Annotated in this window: 17 protein-coding genes and 1 tRNA gene; 9 read left to right on the top strand and 9 right to left on the bottom strand. The window is 62.1% G+C overall.

Annotated elements, in window-relative coordinates; genetic code table 11:
- Window positions 1–7: 7 nt before the first annotated feature.
- Window positions 8–1,447 (bottom strand): c-type cytochrome, encoded by a 1,440-nt coding sequence (locus VJZ71_20575; GenBank protein ID HKQ50479.1) that lies wholly within the window; start codon window positions 1,445–1,447, stop codon window positions 8–10.
- A 111-nt stretch (window positions 1,448–1,558) separates the two neighbouring features.
- Between VJZ71_20575 and VJZ71_20570 the strand changes: the two genes are divergently transcribed.
- The 7 genes from VJZ71_20570 (at window position 1,559) to VJZ71_20540 (ending at window position 8,703) form a co-directional block, all read left to right on the top strand.
- The gene (locus VJZ71_20570) at window positions 1,559–2,731 is read left to right on the top strand and encodes a hypothetical protein (GenBank protein ID HKQ50478.1); all 1,173 of its coding nucleotides are present in this window, start codon (window positions 1,559–1,561) and stop codon (window positions 2,729–2,731) included.
- Window positions 2,732–2,748: 17 nt separating this feature from the next.
- Complete coding sequence (gene aroE, locus VJZ71_20565; GenBank protein HKQ50477.1) at window positions 2,749–4,350, top strand: shikimate dehydrogenase; 1,602 nt, start codon at window positions 2,749–2,751, stop codon at window positions 4,348–4,350.
- A 186-nt stretch (window positions 4,351–4,536) separates the two neighbouring features.
- Window positions 4,537–5,391: a metallophosphoesterase gene (locus VJZ71_20560; protein HKQ50476.1), complete on the top strand. Its 855-nt coding sequence runs from the start codon at window positions 4,537–4,539 to the stop codon at window positions 5,389–5,391.
- On the top strand, window positions 5,388–5,927 hold the full coding sequence (locus tag VJZ71_20555; protein HKQ50475.1) for a shikimate kinase: 540 nt from the start codon (window positions 5,388–5,390) through the stop codon (window positions 5,925–5,927). The genes VJZ71_20560 and VJZ71_20555 overlap by 4 nt, the downstream gene beginning before the upstream one ends.
- 40 nt (window positions 5,928–5,967) lie before the next feature.
- Window positions 5,968–7,452, top strand: a complete 1,485-nt coding sequence (locus tag VJZ71_20550; protein ID HKQ50474.1) for a prepilin peptidase — start codon at window positions 5,968–5,970, stop codon at window positions 7,450–7,452.
- 4 nt (window positions 7,453–7,456) lie between these two features.
- A complete protein-coding gene (locus VJZ71_20545) occupies window positions 7,457–7,831 on the top strand; it encodes a hypothetical protein (protein HKQ50473.1) in 375 nt (124 codons plus the stop codon).
- A gap of 176 nt (window positions 7,832–8,007) precedes the next feature.
- Window positions 8,008–8,703 carry an OmpA family protein gene (locus VJZ71_20540; GenBank protein ID HKQ50472.1) on the top strand — a complete coding sequence of 232 codons (696 nt, stop codon included), beginning with the start codon at window positions 8,008–8,010 and terminating at the stop codon, window positions 8,701–8,703.
- A gap of 147 nt (window positions 8,704–8,850) precedes the next feature.
- On the opposite strand, the gene VJZ71_20535 is transcribed toward VJZ71_20540, so the two are convergent.
- The 4 genes from VJZ71_20535 to VJZ71_20520 all read right to left on the bottom strand — a co-directional run bounded on the left by VJZ71_20535 (window position 8,851) and on the right by VJZ71_20520 (window position 12,521).
- Window positions 8,851–9,648, bottom strand: a complete 798-nt coding sequence (locus tag VJZ71_20535) for a hypothetical protein (GenBank protein HKQ50471.1) — start codon at window positions 9,646–9,648, stop codon at window positions 8,851–8,853.
- A gap of 285 nt (window positions 9,649–9,933) precedes the next feature.
- Window positions 9,934–10,104 carry a hypothetical protein gene (locus VJZ71_20530; GenBank protein HKQ50470.1) on the bottom strand — a complete coding sequence of 57 codons (171 nt, stop codon included), beginning with the start codon at window positions 10,102–10,104 and terminating at the stop codon, window positions 9,934–9,936.
- Window positions 10,105–10,327: 223 nt separating this feature from the next.
- Window positions 10,328–11,296, bottom strand: a complete 969-nt coding sequence (locus VJZ71_20525; protein HKQ50469.1) for an ATP-binding cassette domain-containing protein — start codon at window positions 11,294–11,296, stop codon at window positions 10,328–10,330.
- A gap of 91 nt (window positions 11,297–11,387) precedes the next feature.
- A complete protein-coding gene (locus tag VJZ71_20520; GenBank protein HKQ50468.1) occupies window positions 11,388–12,521 on the bottom strand; it encodes an efflux RND transporter periplasmic adaptor subunit in 1,134 nt (377 codons plus the stop codon).
- Window positions 12,522–12,720: 199 nt separating this feature from the next.
- Between VJZ71_20520 and VJZ71_20515 the strand changes: the two genes are divergently transcribed.
- Together VJZ71_20515 and VJZ71_20510 are read left to right on the top strand one after the other, a co-directional pair.
- On the top strand, window positions 12,721–12,903 hold the full coding sequence (locus VJZ71_20515; protein ID HKQ50467.1) for an Rdx family protein: 183 nt from the start codon (window positions 12,721–12,723) through the stop codon (window positions 12,901–12,903).
- A gap of 46 nt (window positions 12,904–12,949) precedes the next feature.
- Window positions 12,950–13,612, top strand: coding sequence for a nitroreductase family protein (locus VJZ71_20510; GenBank protein HKQ50466.1), 663 nt, complete (start codon window positions 12,950–12,952; stop codon window positions 13,610–13,612).
- A gap of 25 nt (window positions 13,613–13,637) precedes the next feature.
- Here the strand turns inward: VJZ71_20510 and VJZ71_20505 are convergent.
- The 4 genes from VJZ71_20505 to VJZ71_20490 all read right to left on the bottom strand — a co-directional run bounded on the left by VJZ71_20505 (window position 13,638) and on the right by VJZ71_20490 (window position 18,132).
- Window positions 13,638–13,711: transfer RNA gene (locus VJZ71_20505), tRNA-Arg, on the bottom strand.
- On the bottom strand, window positions 13,702–14,928 hold the full coding sequence (locus VJZ71_20500; GenBank protein ID HKQ50465.1) for a site-specific integrase: 1,227 nt from the start codon (window positions 14,926–14,928) through the stop codon (window positions 13,702–13,704). Before VJZ71_20500 ends, VJZ71_20505 begins: the two co-directional genes overlap by 10 nt.
- Before the next feature lie 340 nt (window positions 14,929–15,268).
- Window positions 15,269–15,667: a hypothetical protein gene (locus tag VJZ71_20495; protein HKQ50464.1), complete on the bottom strand. Its 399-nt coding sequence runs from the start codon at window positions 15,665–15,667 to the stop codon at window positions 15,269–15,271.
- Between the two features lie 188 nt (window positions 15,668–15,855).
- On the bottom strand, window positions 15,856–18,132 hold the full coding sequence (locus VJZ71_20490) for a phage/plasmid primase, P4 family (GenBank protein HKQ50463.1): 2,277 nt from the start codon (window positions 18,130–18,132) through the stop codon (window positions 15,856–15,858).
- Window positions 18,133–18,143: the final 11 nt, after the last annotated feature.

The following is an 18,143-nucleotide window of genomic DNA, read 5'->3' as shown; positions in this document are numbered from 1 at the left end:
CGGTCCATTAATCTCCCTTTTTGTCACGCCGTTCGAGGACACGTTCGACCTGTGCCGCCTTGTCTTGGACGGTGTTGGGATGCGGGCCGGCAGCGTCCAATGCCTCCTGAATTTCCCGCAGCGCGGCCGGATCACTCGTTTCTTCCCACCATTGCGGTCTTCCCGCCGCCAGCCATCCGATCAATTGCCCCACCGCTTCGACTTCGGGGGCGGTGCCCGCAAACGGCGGCATGAACGGCTTGGTCTGTTGCAACCGGGCGATGTTCACGCGCCGCTGCTCCTGCGACCACGTCCCGGCAAGATGCGCCAGGCCGTTGACGCCATCGTAGGTGTGGCACACGCTGCATTGAACCCGAAACACGCGGGCGCCCAATCGCACCTGGTCATTGGGATATTTCTGGGCGTCGCGGAGGGGATACGGATCGCGCGCGACGCATCCAATCCGTCGAAGTTCCGCGACTTCGGTCCGCGGAATCGAGTTGGAGTAAAGGTATTCTCGTATGGTGAAGGGCTTCCGCACGCCCTCGCGGACAAACTCCCCGCCCGCCGTCGCGCCGAAGGCGAGGACACACAGGAGCGACGCCGTGGTCACGTTGAAATAAAGCCGCTTCCCGATGATCCCCACGATGGCGTAAATCCCGATGACCAGCGACGCCGCGACGGCGAGACCCATGAACATCGTCATGGCCGGGCTGCCCCCCAGGACCCACGACCGGCTGTCCGGCGGGATGACCGCTAAGTACCACAGTCCCAGCGCCGGCATCAAGACCATCGGTGCCAGCCCCAGTGCCGCCTGATGGATCAACCGCTTGCGCGTCTCCGGCGCGAAGTCCTTCACCAGGTTGATCACCAGGCACGCCGCCAACGAGGCAATGGTCAGCGCGCTGACCGTCCGGTAGGCGAGCGACGGCCAGAAGCTCGGGTTGAAGAAACCCGACCACATCCGCCGCGTCTGGCTCCACTCCCCCGGCGTCAACTGCCACGACAAAATCCCGTTGATCCAGAAGAGGCTCATCCACGCGGCGACGGAATACAGGACCAGCAGCGTCAGGCGCGAGCGACCAGACAAAACACCGCCGTAACGGTAGAACATGTACCCCGCGACGATCTCCAGGCAGAAAAAAGTCCACTCCGTCGCCCAGATCCAATGAAACTCATGGACCATCGTGCCGATGGTGCCCGGGCTGATCTGGATGGAAGTGAACCACATGGCCACGCCGGTCAGCGCTCCCAGAACGAAGCTGACCAGAACAAGCGTTTTGAAGTAGCCGTCGACGAAGTGCCGGGCCGATTCGTCGCGGCGCCGCTGGCTGCGCCACTCGAAAAAGCACAGCATCATCCCACCGCCGATGGCGAATTGGGCCAGGAAGACGTGAAAGATCCCCATGCCGCCGATGACCATTCCCTTGATCAGCGGTCCGAAGTCGTTTGTCGGGTAGTAGGTCATTTGTCAGATTCGGCCGGCGCGGGATTATAATCCAATCGAGCGATGGCCGAATCCCGCTCAGGCGAGGTTCCACCCCGGCCGATCTTTGACCTGCGGAGACGTGCAACGTAATTGAAACGAACCGACCTCATCGCCGTCGCGGTCTGTTTCCTACTGGCGGCTGCGCTGTTCACGAACCTGCTCGTGACCCTACTCGTCGGGCTGTTGGCCGCGGCGATCTATCACGCCGTTTATCGCCGCAACCGCAAGGTGATGGTCCTCCTCGTCAGCTTACTGGCCTCTTATCTCTTGCTCGAGTTCTTCGGCGGGATCGCGATCCGCCGCCACATCGCCCGGACCCACCACGTCGATCTCGATCATCGCATGAAGGCGAATCCCGCAGCCGGTATCAATAGCGACGGCATCCGCTGCCCCGTCGAGGCCTCCGATTTCACCGCCGACACCTACAACATCATCTTCCTCGGCGATTCCTTTACTTACGGCGAGCGCCTCGCGGACGGTGGCGAGGCGTTCCCCGCGCAACTCGAAGCCCTTTGCCGCGCGAAGTATCCCGCCGCGAAGGTCCGCGCCGTCAATTTCGCCTGGGTCTCTTCGTCGCCGCTCCTCTCCGCCCGGTTGCTCAAGGACATCGGCCAAAAATACAAGCCTCGACTCGTGGTGTATTGTCTGGACATGACGGATTTTCACGACGACCTGCGCTACCTTGTCGGTGCGCAGTACATCGGCGTATCTCCGACCGCCTTTCTGCTCGCCAAAGCCGGGTTGGCCGCCGAATTGTCCGAACTCAAAAAGCGCTGGAACTTCCCGGAGCTTTGGGCGCGGCTGACCGGTCGCGGCGCGGTCGTGCCCGGCGATCGCTTCTTCGTCGTTAATCAACCGCTTGGCGAGAGCATCGAATACATGCAGGCGACGGAAAACAACCTTCGAGAGATTGATGCCTTTTGCCGTGAGCAACTCAACGCAAAGTTTGTTCTCGTCATGCTGCCGCGCGGTTTCCAATACAGCGACAAGGAAAGCCGCCGAAGCTGGGAGGCCTACGCCTACACGCCGCTGGGCCCCTATGTCCTCGAGCCGTTCAAGTGGCTGAAGTCCTTCCGCGCGCGGGCAGGATTCCCGTGTTACTCTCTCCTCGAGGACTTCCAGAACAGCACAGTCTTCCCGACCTGTTTTGACGATGATCCTCACTGGACAAAAGAAGGCCACGCCGTCGCCGCCCGCGGTATGCTCCGGATTCTCGATAAAGAAGGGACACTTACTCGCGAGCCACTGACCACTAACCACTGACAACTGACCACTGCTCCATGACCTACCTCATCTCACCCATCTCCGGTCACACCCCCGACGATGTCCTCTCGCATGCGCGGACCGCGCTCGATGCCGGCGCGGAAGCCATCGAACTCCGACTCGACCTCTGCGGCCCCTACACCGTCGACGATCTTCGTGCGCTTCGTAAGGCGGTTCCCTCCAACGTACCGTTGATTTTGACCATCCGAACTATCTTTGAAGGCGGCGCGTGGGATGACGGCGACGATGTGGCAATAAGCAAACTGATCGAATTGGGTCCCATGGTGGATTACATCGATGTCGAACTTTCGTGGTGGCAGGGCTCCGCGAACATTCGACAGAAGATCGGCCTGGCGTTACGCCGCGCCGGTCACTTCTCTCAAGACGGCGGTCGCGAAGAGATCGATGAAGCCGCCCCGCGTAAGCTCATCCTCTCTCGTCACGACCACACCGGCCGGCCACCGACACTCTCCTCCGATTTGTACCTTATGTGCGACGAGCCCGCGTGCAATGTTTCCAAGCTCGCCTGGCGCGCGCGGACCGTGCGCGACAACTTCGAGTCATTCGAATTGATGCGCAGCAGTCCGAAACCGATCATCGCCATCTGCATGGGCCCGCACGGCGTTGCCTCGCGCGTCCTTGCCAAAAAGTTCGGCGCGTTCGGCACCTTCTCCGCCCCGGCCGCCGGGCTGGAAACTGCGGCGGGCCAACTGACGCTCGCCGAGATGCGCGCCCTCTATCGCTGGGATTCCATCAACCGGGAGACCGCGGTCTACGGCCTCATCGGATCGCCCATCGCCCACTCGCTCAGCCCCGCCGTTCACAATGCGGGCTTCGAGGCCGCCGGCGTGAACGCCGTGTACCTGCCCTTTGATGTCTCCCCGGGCTATGAGTCCTTCAAAGCATTCATGGTCGAAGCCCTGGCGCGACCCTGGCTCGACCTGCGCGGCTTGTCGATCACGATCCCGCACAAGCAAAACGCCCTGCGGTTCTTGCAGGAAAAGGGCGGTGCCCTCGACGATATCGCGGCGCGCGTGGGCGCCATCAACACGTTCCGAATCGAACCAGACGGCCGCCTCGATGGCCTTAACACCGACTATGCCGCCGCCCTCGACGGCATCTGCCAGGTCCTCCATTGTGAACCCCGGCAGCTTCGCGGGAAGCGCGCGGCCATCCTGGGGGCCGGCGGCGTCGCCCGGGCGGTCGTTGCGGCGCTGACGGACCACGGCGCCGACGTCACCATCTTCAATCGCACGACCGACAAGGCCGCCGCCCTGGCCGCCGAGTTCGGCGGCCGCCACCAACCGTGGGACAGGCGCGGGGTGATTGACGCGGATCTGCTGATTAACTGTACGAGTGTGGGGCTTTGGCCCGCGGTCGGGGAGTCGCCGATGCCGGAGGGCGTACGGAACACGAAGGCCGCCGTCTTCGACACGGTCTATCGTCCCCTGCAGACGCGCCTGCTGATGGAAGCCCGGCAAGAAGGGTGCCGAACCATGGACGGATTGTCGATGTTTGTCCACCAAGCCCATGCCCAGTTCCAATACTGGACCGGCCGATCGGTACCGGCGGAGGGTTATCGTAAGGCGGCGATCGCCCGAGTGGAGGGGGACGTCTGACCCCCTCCTGCCCACTTTTCCGGATGAGCCCCATTTGACCCCCCGGCCGGTTCCGCCGAAGATGTAACCTGTTTCGTGCCGACCCTATAGGGGTGGGACCGATCCGGACGCGGCGGTCTTTCGCCGCGACACAGACCTCGCCCCGGTATGCCGGGAGACGGACTTCGTCCTCGTTATCGATCGGCTATGAAATTACTCTTCAGCTCAGACCTGCACGGCGACGAGGCTCATTACACCCGCCTGCTCAACGTCGCGAGGCAAAACCGCCCTCAGCTCATCATCCTGGGGGGGGACATGCTTCCCGATGATTCCGCCCTGGAACCGGACCAAATGGGTCACGGTCAGCCCGCGTACGTCCGTGGGCCGTTCCGCAAGTACATCGCTTCGTTGAGAGAGGCCTCCGGTTGCGAATCGGTCATGACCATCTTTGGAAACCATGACTGGGGCAGCAGCGTGACCGCGATGGCGGAACTGGAGGGCGATGGGCTGCTGAACGTGCTCAGTCTGGAGAAGCCGACCCTTTTCAAAGGCATCTCCTTTTTGGGATATTCGAGCACGCCGCCGACGCCGTGGTTCGTCAAGGATTTTGAGCGCCTGGATCAACCCAAGGATAAGCCGCCGCTCCTCGGCGGCGCGCGCTGGGATGCGCGGTTCAACCGACCCTGCACGCTCAGCGCCACCGCGCTTTTCGGGATGAGCCGGACGATGGTCGCCGAACTGGCCGATCTCAAGCGGCCTCCCGATCCGTGGGTCTTCGTCGCCCACGCGCCGCCGGCCGAGTCACTGCTCGACCGCTACTATGGAAACCTCGCCTGGGGTTCCAAGGCGGTCCGCGACGCGATCGAAAAGCACCAGCCGATGCTTTCGCTGCACGGCCACATTCATCAGGCGCATGAAGTCACCGGGCACTTCATGGATAAGATCGGTCGGACCGTCGCCGTCAATCCCGGTCAAACTCATTCGAAGCTCAATCACGTCCTGATCGAAGTCGACCCCGCCAAGGGGGCGGTCCTGAACGTCACCCACGGACAAGCAACGTGAATCTCGTCCTCGTCGGTTATCGCGGCAGCGGGAAAAGCACCGTCGGCGAAATCCTCGCGCGGCGGATGGGCTGGCGTTTCCTCGATCTGGATGCCGTGATCGTCGAGCGCGCGGGCCAGTCCATCGCGCAGCTCTTCGCGACCGAGGGAGAGGCCGGTTTCCGCCGTCGCGAAAAGGAGGCTTGCGAATCGCTGCGCAAGGCCAAGAACCATGTCGTCGCCCTCGGCGGTGGCGCACTCGAAGATCCCGAGACGCGCCTCGCCGCCAAGCGCCTGGGCAAGATCGTCTGGCTTCGCGCCCCCGCGGCCATTCTCTGGTCGCGGATCAGCCGTGATCCCAGCAGCCCGCGAAATCGGCCGGACCTCACCCCCGGCGGCGGCCTGGCAGAGGTCGAAACGACGCTGAAGCTCCGCGAGGCGAATTACGGGGCGATGGCCGCACACCAGGTCGATACGATTTCTGACTCCCCGGAACAGGTCGCCGAAGCGATTGAGCTATGGTTCCGCGCCAACGACACCGAACAGACCGAGGCTTAGATTCTTCGACCCGGCACCCGGAACTCGCGACGAGGGGCTAATGGCGGAGGGCTGGATACTCATCGCGAACAACCTCGTGATCCCCGTGGCGATACTGGGCGCGATCGTCGGCAGCTTTCTGAACGTCGTCATCTATCGGCTCCCACTCGGCCTTTCGGTCTTCTCGCCCCGATGGTCCTTCTGTCCGCATTGTCGGCGGACGATCCGCCCGTTGGACAACATTCCGATCGTCGGATGGCTGATCCTGAAGGGACGCTGCCGGGCGTGCGGCGTACCCATCTCACCGATTTACCCTTTGATTGAAGCGCTGACGGCGCTGGTCTTTGTCACCCTCTGGGATGTGCTGTTCACGGCCCGGCTGGTCCCCGGGATTGCCGGAGTGCGGACCGATTGGCCCATGATCCTGGCGTATTTCGCTCTCTTTTCCGGCTTGCTGGCCAGCTCGGCCATGGACATTGAGTCCTACACCATCGATATTCGTATCTCCATCGTCGTGATGATCGTCGCCGTCGCTGCGCATGCGGTCCGCGGCATGCCCGATGTCGTCCTCACGACCACGGACGATCGGTCGCTGGGCTTTCTGCCGCCGGGTCTTTGCGTGATCGCCGCGGCGGGAGGACTGACGTGGCTGACCGGCTGGGTCGTCATGGCCGCCTGGCCCCGCCCCCGCACGGCCGCGGACGTTCGACCGGGCGAGGTGACGACCGGTGTCTCCGATCCTGCGCCCTCGGAGCCTCCCACCTCCAGCCCCTCGTCCGAATCCTCCGCCATTCCCATCGTCCTGCTCACGCTCCTTGTCATCGCCCTGATAATCTGGCAACGTGTCGCACCCGATTTCAACGGCGGCCTTCCTTTCTCTCCGGTGGCGCTTCGCTTTCTCATTGCGTCGGTCATCTGCATGACCGCCCTCATATTGGCGTCCTGGATTCCGCGGCCGGTAGATGCCGAAATCGTCGGGGAGATCGAAGATTCTCGGCATCACGCCCGGTCCCTCGCGGTTCGCGAGCTGGCGACGTTTGTTCCCGCGCTGATCGTCGCGATCGGCGTGTTCCTTTGGCTCCGGGGCCGCGAGGGCGTGAGCCTGCGCAGCGAATGGACCGACCTGCATCGGGCCTACGCGGATTCCTGGCATTGGGCGAAGTTCGTCGGCGGCGCGCTCCATGCCATCGGGGGCATGGTGATCGGGGCGGCCCTGGGTTGGACGGTCCGTATCATGGGAACGCTGGCGTTCGGGAAGGAGGCGTATGGGACGGGAGATATCTACCTGATGGGGACCATTGGCGCCGCGGCGGGAGTCGCCAATCTCGTATTCGGGTTCTTTCTCGCCGCCGTTCTTGCCCTGATCGGCGTGGCGGCGTCTCTCTTCCATAAGTCCAACCGCGTCATTTCATTCGGGCCCTGGTTGGCCCTGGGATCGTTCGTGGCCCTCGCGTTGGAGGGATTCCTGTTAGACTTCTTCAAGCCCGCGACCGGCCTTCTGTGGAGCCTGATATCCGGCACGTCGGCGTGGCGATTTGGAGGTTGAACCTGTGGCCGGGCCCATCAAACAAATAACGGTCTATGCGAAAGTTACGCTCATCGTCGCCATCTTTCTGGGCGTCGCCACCATCATTTTCAAGAACCGCAGCTATGAGACCAAGTTCTGGCCGTGGGCGGTCCTGGCCCCGGTCTCCACGTTGTGGCTCATGCTGGCGACCAGCGTCGTTTCCGTGGTGGTCTTCTGGCTTCTGTCCAAGATGCGGCGGGTCTGGCGGGAATTGGCCGACCTTCGGCTGCAGAAGGCCGCCCAGGAACGGCAAGCCGAGGAGGACCAGCGCCGCCGCCAGCTCGACGAGCAGGAACGCCGCATCGACGACAAGATCAAGAAGGCGCTGGGGCCGGAAAACTCACAGGGCAACCACTAGAAGGACGCCTCGCTCATGTTTCACGGCCGGCAGGGGCGCCGGCCGCTACGAAAACCCGCCATTTCTGTTGACGATGGACTCCCCTCCGCTTACTCTTTCCGCCATGCGCCGCGTCCATCTTCGCGGCGGCGCGAAAAAAACTAAACTTGCGTTGTTCAATTTTGGAGGAACAAACCATGGCATGGATGACACGCAACCCCGCTCTCACTCTTTCCCTGACCGCACTTTTCCTGACACTTGGCGTGACCGGCTGCGGGCCCGACGCCAAACAGAAAAAGATCGATGAACTCACCGCCGAGAACGACGGTCTCAAGCAGGAGATCGAGGACCGCGACCGGCAGCTCAACGATGCGATGGTCCGCGAGAACGACTCGAAGAGCACGATCGACGAGTTGAACCAGCAGCTCGCGAAGGCGCGCGCCGACGGCAAGAACAGCGAGGGCTGGGTCACGATGCCCAGCTTCGACATGATCTCGGTGCCGGGCTCGGTGCTGTTTGAGGCGGGCAAGGCGGACCTGACGTCCGGCGGCCGGGCGAAACTGGCCCAGATCGCCTCGGACATCCGCGCGAAATACAGCGATCGCGACATCTTCGTGTTCGGTCATACCGACGACCAGCCGATCCGCAAGAGCAAGTGGAAGGACAACTGGGAACTCGGGGCGAACCGCTCGCTCAAGGTGATTCGCGCCCTGTCCGAACTCGGCATTCCCAACGACTCGCTGGTCCAGGCGAACTGCGGCCAGTACCGGCCGAAGACATCGAACACTAACGACAAGGCGCGGCTGCAAAACCGCCGCGTGGAGTTCTACGCGGTCAAGAAGAACGCCGGCGCGATTGATGGCACATCGGCCCGGGGAACGAGCGACGAGTAGGCGGTCGCTTCTCTACATTTCTTATGTTCTTACCGAAGCCCACCGGATAGCTCCCGGTGGGCTTCTTTTATTAGCGACTCCACGTGCGACCTCTGCGTGCGTTCAACGTCCTGCCGGGGCGCAGGCCGCTATGAGGACTGCGCAGGTCTAGCTGGAATCAGGGATATTGAGGAGCGGCGTCAAGTCCTCGCGTATTCGCTGACGAAGGGCCTCGCGGCGCGGATCGGGATCGGGGAGATCGTCGAGGTCGATGCGCGGGACGAGGGAGTTTGGCAAAGTCGGAATGCGGATTGCGGAATGCGGAATGGGCGGAGGGGAAGTGACCGAAGGGACCAAAGGGACCTCCGGGACCGAAGGGACGGGATCAACAAGAGCGAGGGATTGAGGGGCGGAATCGGCGCGCGGGGACGGAGCGTCAACTGTGTTCGTGGACAATTCGGCGCCCCTTGGCGAGGGCGGTTCTGATGCGGCGGCGCGGAATTCGTCGGCCGCCGGGACGGCGGCCGCTACGGGACGGCGGCGGGGGAATACGTCGCAGGCTTTGTGGGCCTTGATGGCGGTGGTGATGGCGGAGGCGTACGCGAGGGTCAGGCGTTGGATCTGGGCGGGGGTGGCATCCTCCTGGTAGAGGAGCGTTTCGATCAGGCGGTCGCCGAGGAGGCGCGGGAGTGTCTGGTTGAGGTCGGCCTGGGCCGGGGCGACGAGCTCGGCGAGGTTGCAAACTTGGGCGGCGGCGCGGATGCGGCGGGCGTAGTTGTAGAAGGCGGTGAAGCTGACGCCCTTCTCGGCGAGGCGGAATTTTTCGAAGACACCGCGGTAGGTGGGCGGATCGCGGTTGACGATGGCGCGGTCGACCTTGCGGCGCTCGTCGGCGGTGGTTTTTTCGTAGATGGTCGAATGGGTGTCGCGACCGGCGGATGCGTTGGTTAAGGGCAAGTCGTGCATGATCGAATCCTCCTAAAAACGAGCGGACGCCCTGAAAAAGACTGAACAAGCCAGAAAAACGTCCACAGATGACGCAGATGCCACAGATGGGGAAGAGGGCGATGCTGCGTGAATAGCTTTGGTTTCATGGGCGCGGAATCTCCGTGGACGCGGGGGGCACCGCTTAAGAGCAGTAGCCGACGCCGGGCGTCCGGTCCTTCCTCACTTCAAGCACCATGCTTGCTCAGCGCTCCCTCTAAAATGAGGGATTTAGGGAGCCCGCCAAGGCGAGGTTTTCGACAGGGATTAGGGGATTGAGGTGGCGTTGATCCACCCGATTCGTACCGGTCGGTTCCGCGCGATGATTTTCTTGTAGACGCGGACGGTGCTTGGGTGGATGTAATAGTCGGGAATACCCTCGCCGGGCACGGCGATGAGTTCTATCTTGTCTCCGACCTTGAGTTTGCTTGCTTTCATCACGCGTCGCAGTAATGCGATCCCGTCGGGATCGAACGACATGATAGCGGCCCTGGTACAGGGGCGGTTGCCCCTGCCTACTGAATACCAGCCCGTTGGGCTGAGTCGCCGCGCCCCGATGGGCGAAGAAGTTCCATCTCGGAGGGCAGATGGTAATCTGCAATTTGAATGATTGCGCCGCATTCGATCATCGCGCCACATTCAGGCTGCGCGCGGCGCTCCTTTACGGTCGCGGCTTTGATTGCGCGCGTGGGCGCGATTCCTGCGCGCGGCTGAGGAGGACGAAGACGTCTTCGAGGCTCGGGCCGATGGGGCGGAAAGTTGCGTCCGATTGACTTGGGGCGACCTGGGCGAGGAGGGATTCGGGCGGGAGCGTGTCGGCGACGAGGATGTGGAGCGTGTCGCCGAACATGGTGGCGTCGCGGACTTCGGGGAGCTGGCGGGCGCGGGCGAGGGCGTCGGCGGGGGCGGCGCAGGTGATTTCGTAGCGCTGCGTGCCCGGCGGGGTGACGGCCTCGCCGAGCTTCAATTCGTCGGGGCGACCGAGGGCGATCAGCCGCGCCTGGTAGATGTAGCCGACGTGGGTGCAGCGCTCCGCCTCGTCCATGTAGTGCGTCGTGACGAACATGGTCACGCCGCGGTGCGACAGTTCGAAAAGGAGGTCCCACAGCTCGCGTCGCGCGACCGGGTCGATGCCGGCCGTGGGTTCGTCGAGGAAGAGGACCTCCGGTTCGTGGATGAGGGCGCAGGCGAGGGCGAGGCGCTGCTTCCAGCCGCCGGAGAGCTGGCCGCCGAGGCGATCAGCGTAGTCGGCGATTCCCGTCAACGAGATGACGGCGTCTTCGCGCTCGCGCTGGCGGACGGGGGAGAGACCGTACACGCGGCCGTAGAAGCGGAGGTTTTCGGTGACGGAGAGGTCGGCGTAGAGGCTGAACTTCTGCGACATGTAGCCGATGCGGCGTTTGACGCCTTCGGGGTCCTGGCGGATGTCGATGCCGAGGACGGACCCCGTGCCTTCGCTGGGGCGGAGGACGCCGCAGAGCATGCGGATGAGGGTGGATTTGCCGCTGCCGTTGGGGCCGAGGAGGCCGAAGATGCTCGAGCGGGCGACGTCGAAGGTGACATCGCGGACGGCGACGAACTCGCCGAAGCGGCGGGTCAGGTGGCGGGCGGCGATGACGGGTTCGTTCACGGTGGCACGCAAATTACGAATGACGAATTACGAATTACCAAAGACGAGGGGAAGCATGAATTCCCTTTTGTAATCTGCAGTGCGTCACTCGTCATTTTTTTGCTTCGTCGAAGCGGAGGTCGGCGGCCATGCCGACGCGGGCGCGGTCGAGGCCTTCTTCCAGTGTCACCTTGATGCGGAAGACCTGTTTGCTGCGCTCTTCGGGCGTCTGGATGTTTTTGGGGGTGAACTCGGCCTCGCGGGCGATGAAGGAGACGCGTCCGCGGAGGCGTTGGCCGGGCAGGCTGTCGACTTCGATCGGGACTTCCTGGCCGAGTTGGATTTCGCCGAGCCGCGCCTCGGGGACATACGAGCGCACCCAGAGCTTGGAGATATCGAGCAGGGAGACGCTGGGGGCGTTCGCGCCGACCAGATCGCCGGGCTGCAATTCGATGGCCTCGACGACGCACTTGCAGGGAGACGTTACGACCAATTCCCTCATCTGCGTCTCGATTGCCGAGACTCTTGCCCTCGCCGCAGTGACCTCCGCGGCGGCCTTGGCGATGTCCTCCTTGCGAAAGCCCTGTTCGGAAAGCTTGAGCGCCTGTTCCGCTTCGGCCAGTGCCGCCCGGCCCGCGGCGATGTCTTCCTTGCGCGTGCCCTCTTCCAGCAAGGCGAGCTGCTGTTCGGCCGCGGCGACGCGCGCCCGCGCCGCCTTGACCGCGCGGATCGCTTCGTCGAGTTCTCTTTGCGCCCCCTGGTTATTCTCCACCAGTCGTTTGAGCCGCTCGTGTTCGGATTCGGCGAGGTCGAGGCTGGCGCGTTCGAGGTTGACCTGTTCGCGCGCGACCGTGATTTCTTGTTGCCGCGGCCCGGCGACGAGTCGTTCGAGGGTCGCCGCGGCCTGATCGCGATGGGCGCGGGCCTGCTCGATCTCCTCGCTTCGAAATCCCGCGGACAGCCGCGCGTGCCCCGCTTCTACCGCGGCGAGGGAGGCGCGGGCCTGGGCGAGTTGTTCGTTGAGATCGAAGGGATCGAGGCGGTACAGGGTGTCGCCGGGCTTCACGAGACTGCCTTCGGCCGTCGAGACTTCGGCGACGCGACCGCCGACGCGGGAGCCGACACGGATGACGTCGGCCTCGATGTAACCGGAGACGACAAACCGGGCGGTCCGCCCCTGTTGACCGTAAAGCCACGCCAGTGCGCCCACTGCGAGCAGCGCGACAATCACGACGATTCGGCGCATGCGGGAAGATCCTCCTCTGGAGCGCTCCTGCGCTCGGGGTCCGCCTATCCGAGCAAAGACTATACCATTGATAGGTACGTGTGCGAGTCGGTTGGCGAACGGCGAGGGGCGGGATATAGTTCCTTCAAGTTACGCGAGTGTTCGACCATCGGAGGAAATCATGAATATCCGCATCACCTACTGCCAGCAGTGAAACTACCTGCCCAAGGCCGCCAGTTTGGCGGAAGCGATACAGGGCGAGACCGGCGTGAAGCCCGAGTTGGTCGGCGGGGCCGGGGGCATCTTCGACGTCGAGGTGGACGGGAAGATGATCTTCAGCAAGCACAAGGTGGGCCGGTTTCCCGAGGATTTCGAGGTCCTGAGCCAGATCAAACCGAAGTGAGATGCGCGAGTGTCGGGGGCGTTGCACTTGTGGCAGGAGGCGCCCCATGCCGGCGCGGATGATTCCATATCAATTGACCGAGCGATCAGCCGCCTGGCAGGCGGAGCGGGCGCGGTCGCTTTTGGCGGAGATGGAGGCGCGGCGGAGCTGCCGGTTTTTTTCGGATCGGGTGGTGCCGCGCGAGTTGATCGAACAGGCCGTGGCGGTGGGGCATTCGGCTCCGAGCGGGGCGAACCGCAAGCCGTGGCGGTTTGTGGTTGTCGATGATCCGGTAATGAAGCGGGAGATTCGCCTGGCCGCCGAGGCCGAGGAGCGGGAGAGCTACGACCATCGGATGCCGCAGGAGTGGTTGGAGGCGCTGGAGCCGATCGGCACGACGTGGGAGAAGCCGTTTCTGGAAATTGCGCCGTGGCTGGTGGTGCTATTTCGGATCGATTGGGTGGAGGAGGGCGGACGGCGGCTGAAGAACTACTACCCCTCCGAGAGCGCGGGCATCGCGGCGGGGTTTTTCCTGATGGCGTGTCATCAACTGGGGCTGGCGACGCTGACACATACACCGAGTCCGATGAACTTCCTGCGAACGATCTGCCGCCGACCGGAGAATGAGAAGCCGTATCTGCTGATTCCCGTCGGGTATCCGGCGGCGGATGCGACCGTCCCGGATCTGGTGAAAAAACCGCTGTCCGAGGCGCTGCAGTGGAATCGGTGATCGACGGGCCCTCTCAGAGATGCACCGCGCCCGGCAGGATTCGAACCTGCGACCGCCGGATTAGAAATCCGGTGCTCTATCCAGCTGAGCTACGGGCGCAACTCTTTGTCGGACAAAGACTTTTTAGCATAGCGGCGGGGTTTTTCAACCCCCGAAACCCCGTTTTGGGTCACTTTTGGGTCACTTTGCCTCGGTTGGCCAACCAAGACGGCTGCCCGACTCGCCTCCCGAATCAGGTCGAGCTGGTCTTGCGTGGCAGCGGCGTAGTAGCGCTGAGTCGTCCCTACGCTGCTGTGACCAGCCATCTTCATGACGGTCTGGATATTAGCAAACCTCGACCAGTTGGTAATGGCCGATCGTCGCAGGTCGTGGATTGAGACCGTGGGCTTCCCCGATTTGTCGATCAGGCTTGGTGCTTGTCTGGCCGCGTGCTCAACGACGGACCGGAATCCTCGGTTGAAGTTGTTGATCATGTTTCGGCCCTCAGGCCACAGTTCTTTTTTCATTGCCGCCTTTATCAGTTCGAAACGATCGAGGGGCAGGAACACGTAGGCATGCCCCTTGCGGCAATTCTGTTGGAGCCTGGCCAATAGCGCGATCGTCTCAGATGGTACCGGAATCGTCCTGTTTTCGTAATCCTTTGGAGTCCAATCCAGGGTGTGTTCGCTTTCGGTTTTTGTAGACACGGTGATCTCGTCGCCTTCGAAATCGACATCCGACCAAGTCAAATTGAGGGCCTCACCATAGCGGAGGCCGGCGGTGTAACAGACCGTCAAAAAGGATTCCCACCAGAGGTCGGCCTGGTCTTTTCGTGTCCGCGCCGCTTCGACGAGGGCAGTAAATTCGGTTGGTGAAACGTATCGGATTGCCGGTTGCGCGACGCGATCCGACCGAATTCCCAGAAAGGGATTTTCGCGGATGTATCCAAGCGGCGACACCGCCACGCTGAAGGCGGCCCTGAGTGTTCGTTTAAGACGGTTGACCGTGGCCGGGCTCGGCCGTTTTTTCGAATCGCCCTCGCGGATGGCTGATATGAACCGCACGGCTATTGCGGGCGATATGGTCACTAGCTGTGTTCCTTTGCCCGCGTACGACGCGAATCGCTCAAGGCAGTATCGGGAGGCCTCAAGGGATGTCGCCTTTAGACGCTGCCCTCGAGGCCCTGTCCGTAGCTGTACGAATTCGACAATGAAGTCACCCAGCGTCACCCGTCGTTGAACCTTCCTTTGCTGAGGGGCGCGCTCGAACTCGGCCATCTTCTGTGCTCGAAAAACCTCGGCCTCGTTGCGGTCGGAAAAGGTCCGCGCAGGACGCATAATCTTCCCGCCCGGCCCCTGCGCAAACCATCGTACAATCCAAACGTGTTTGCGGCGCCGGGGCCAAAGGTGCTTGGGGATCGGTTGGCCCTCTTGGCCTTTAGGCGGTGGTTCCATCCACCGCCGCATTATCGAGACTTTGTGTGTCATGAGATGTTGTCCCATTTAGTTAGGCTCCAGAAGCGCCGCATGCGCGCACGATGGGCGGGGACCGGGCGAACCCGGTCGCGCCCACGCAAATCGATGCGGGGTCAGCTGAGAAGCTTTGGTTTTGAGAATGTCCGGAGACGTTGAACTAACTTCGGCCGCTCGGATATATCCGTGCGGCTCAACGGACTGCTCAAGGTCTCACGTTTCTGTCATCATCTTGCAGTGCCTTTGCATGTTCGTCTTTCACCGCGGCAGCAGGAGCGACTTGCCGGCGCTCACGGCCGGCAAGCCATTCGTCCACGGCTGCCCGACGAAACAAAACTCGACCAGCGATTCGGCCGACGTCCGGTAAGTTCTGGGTGCGGCGAATGAACCGCAGGGCCCGCTTGGCGCTCGCTGGATCGTGCCCGGCCATGTCCATGCGGAGGTACTGGGCGAGTTCAACGTCGGTCAATAGTTCGGGCCAGGCGGCTGGGGGGGCCGGCCATTCGGAAGGAACCGTCGTTGTCACCTCGTTGCGCTTTTCCACAACATGTTCCGGTAATTTGCTAACCACGGCCCATCGCCGTTTGTTGTTGATCAACAACATTCCTTCTCAGGTACTGGTGAACGCCGCCCCCTCGGTCGCATGCACGGCTCTCACATCGATGGCCCGCAGCCTTGCTTTTTTCAAAATCGTTAGCGTCACAGTGGGGGGCTGGTCCGCGGTGGTCCGCGTACACCGCCACTGTTTTCCCGATGAATAAACTGCGGACCGTTGTATTCATGGTGACGCGACTAGAATCCCCCCGGAATCCGGGGCTCAATGGGCTGGGTCGTGGACCACTGCGGACCACCTGGACCATAATACTTGCGAAGGCCGATTCCGACGTACGCCCGCCGTCGTAGTTCGCCATCCCTCGGCCGGGATCGACGAAGGCCAGGAAGTGCAGCGATCAAGTCCCGGCCGAAAGTCTGCCGAGTGCCCGGATGATCCCGTCCGTTTTCCTCGCACCACTCTTTCCATTCGTCGTGCAGTCCCTCAATGTACGCTTCGTACTGGGGTCCCAGAACGCATCGATCTCGGACAAACGCCGCCACGGGACTGGCAAGGTCGGCCAGCTCCTGTATGGCGTCACTACTGGATTCCGGATTGACGAAATGGCCGCGGGCGTGAAGGCGCTCCCATCCCTCCAGCGCCCACAATAGAATTCCGGCCAGTTCGCCCATTAGTTTTTTTGTTAGTTCGGTGTCCTCCCTCCCGAAAAAAGAATGGCGGAGTATTAGGACAATAAACCGCCCGGCCAACGCCCCGGACGTGTCAGCCACTCGCGGCAATTCGTTCGCAAGGAACATGAATTTTGTAGACAACTTCAGGGTCGCATCGCCGAGGTACTTTCGCGGAATCGTCAGGTTATCTTCGCCGCTGATGCAAAGGAGCCTTTCGATAATCGTGGATAAATCCAGTTTTCCGCCGAATCGCGCGTCCGACACGATGGCCAACGCCTTGCCGATAAGAGGTTGCAGGCCAAAGTTCATTGCAAGACTCGACGTCGTGGGCCCGACCACGTTTGCGGGGCCTACGAGCGCACCTAAAACGCGGCCGATTGTCCCCTTGCCGGATCGCTTCGGCCCGAGCAGTAGCAACATCTTCTGCTGTGACGTGTCGCCCGTTAGACAGTACCCGAACCACTCCTGTAACGTGGCGATGGACTGCGGGTCATCCGGCCATAACTCGCTGAGGAACTTGATCCACGCGTATGGCCTCGGGGCATTCTCGGTATAATCGTATGTCAGCGCCGACGTAGAGAACAACATCGGCGATGGTGCGAGAATCCGGCGCGTCGGAATATCCAGAATTCCCGACCGAAACGGCAACAACAGGTCCGCCGATGGGAACGAAGGCCGGTCGATCAACCAAGCCGGGGGATTGATGCCCGCTGACAAGAACGACTCCGCCTTGATGGCGTCAATAATGTTATTGACCTTGTTCTTGGTCGGGTGAAACGGAACTAATTTGACGCGCCCTTCCCGTGTTGTTTTCGGCCTGAGAGTGTTTTCGGTAAAGGTGTAGAGAATCGAACGGAGTTCGTCATCTGCCAGTAGGGTGTAGCGATTTTCTCGCCAGACGAAAAAGACGCCGGCGTAAAAGCGAAGAATCAACATTTTGTCAACGGTAAACCGTTCACGCAGGAACGCGCGCGCTGACGGCAACGGATCGGATGGAGAGAGGATGAGTTTCCCGGTATCGGGGTCGTATGCGCCGACCTGAAAGCCAGGGAATGTCGGGCACGCCGGTTCCCTTTCGTTGGAAAACGCGGAACCGATTGTCGCCCCGGCCTCGTCGTCGTTTAGTCCGCACCGCAGGGCGATCGTTAGAAGTTTCTCGCGCGCCTCGGCCACGGAATAACCGCACCCGCGCATGTCACAAGCTGCCGAGAACAGTCGGGTGTTTCGCGTCCCCTTCGACGCACCGTTGACGATGAAATCGAGCGTCTTTTTTGATAGTTCGCGCCGTTCGCCGCACTTGGCCGCGCCGTCACGACCGTCGACGGCCGGCTTGTTCTTCTTCGAGAGCAATTCAATCCAAGCCGCGGGCAGCTCAGCGGCAACGTCAATTGCGCTCGTCCATTCGTAGGCGCGGCCGTTCGCGCCGATGCTTGGAGGGGCCACGACGTATCCGCCCTCGCCACGAACATCGACGCCAGGCGCGCCGCCGAGTTTTGTGGCGTTGCGGATCTCAATCCCGGTAGGGTAACAAAAATAATAATGGCGTCCGCCACCGGGCGTTGTCGCGGTGATAGTTTGAGGCAGTGTTCCGAACTGTGATTCGAGCTGCGCAATGCCCTTGTCGCCGTCATGGCGTGGGTCGATGTCGATTACGACGATGCCGCTCCGCGCGCCTGTGGTGACGCCAATCTGTGCATTGCGGTAGCAGCTCCCCCACCATGCGCGGATTCGTTCCGGGTCCGTCGTTGCCTCTCTCGGCCAATTTTTCAACAGGGGTTTCTTGTCGCATCCGACTGGAAGCACGTGCCAGCCACGCCTGGCGAGGGCAATGCAAGCATGTTGCATGTCTTGATATG

Source organism: Phycisphaerae bacterium (genome assembly GCA_035275405.1).
In the GTDB taxonomy this organism is placed as follows: Bacteria; Planctomycetota; Phycisphaerae; order UBA1845; family UTPLA1; genus DATEMU01.
Note: the sequence above shows the minus strand (reverse complement) of the source record. Positions and strands in the feature narration are given on the sequence as shown.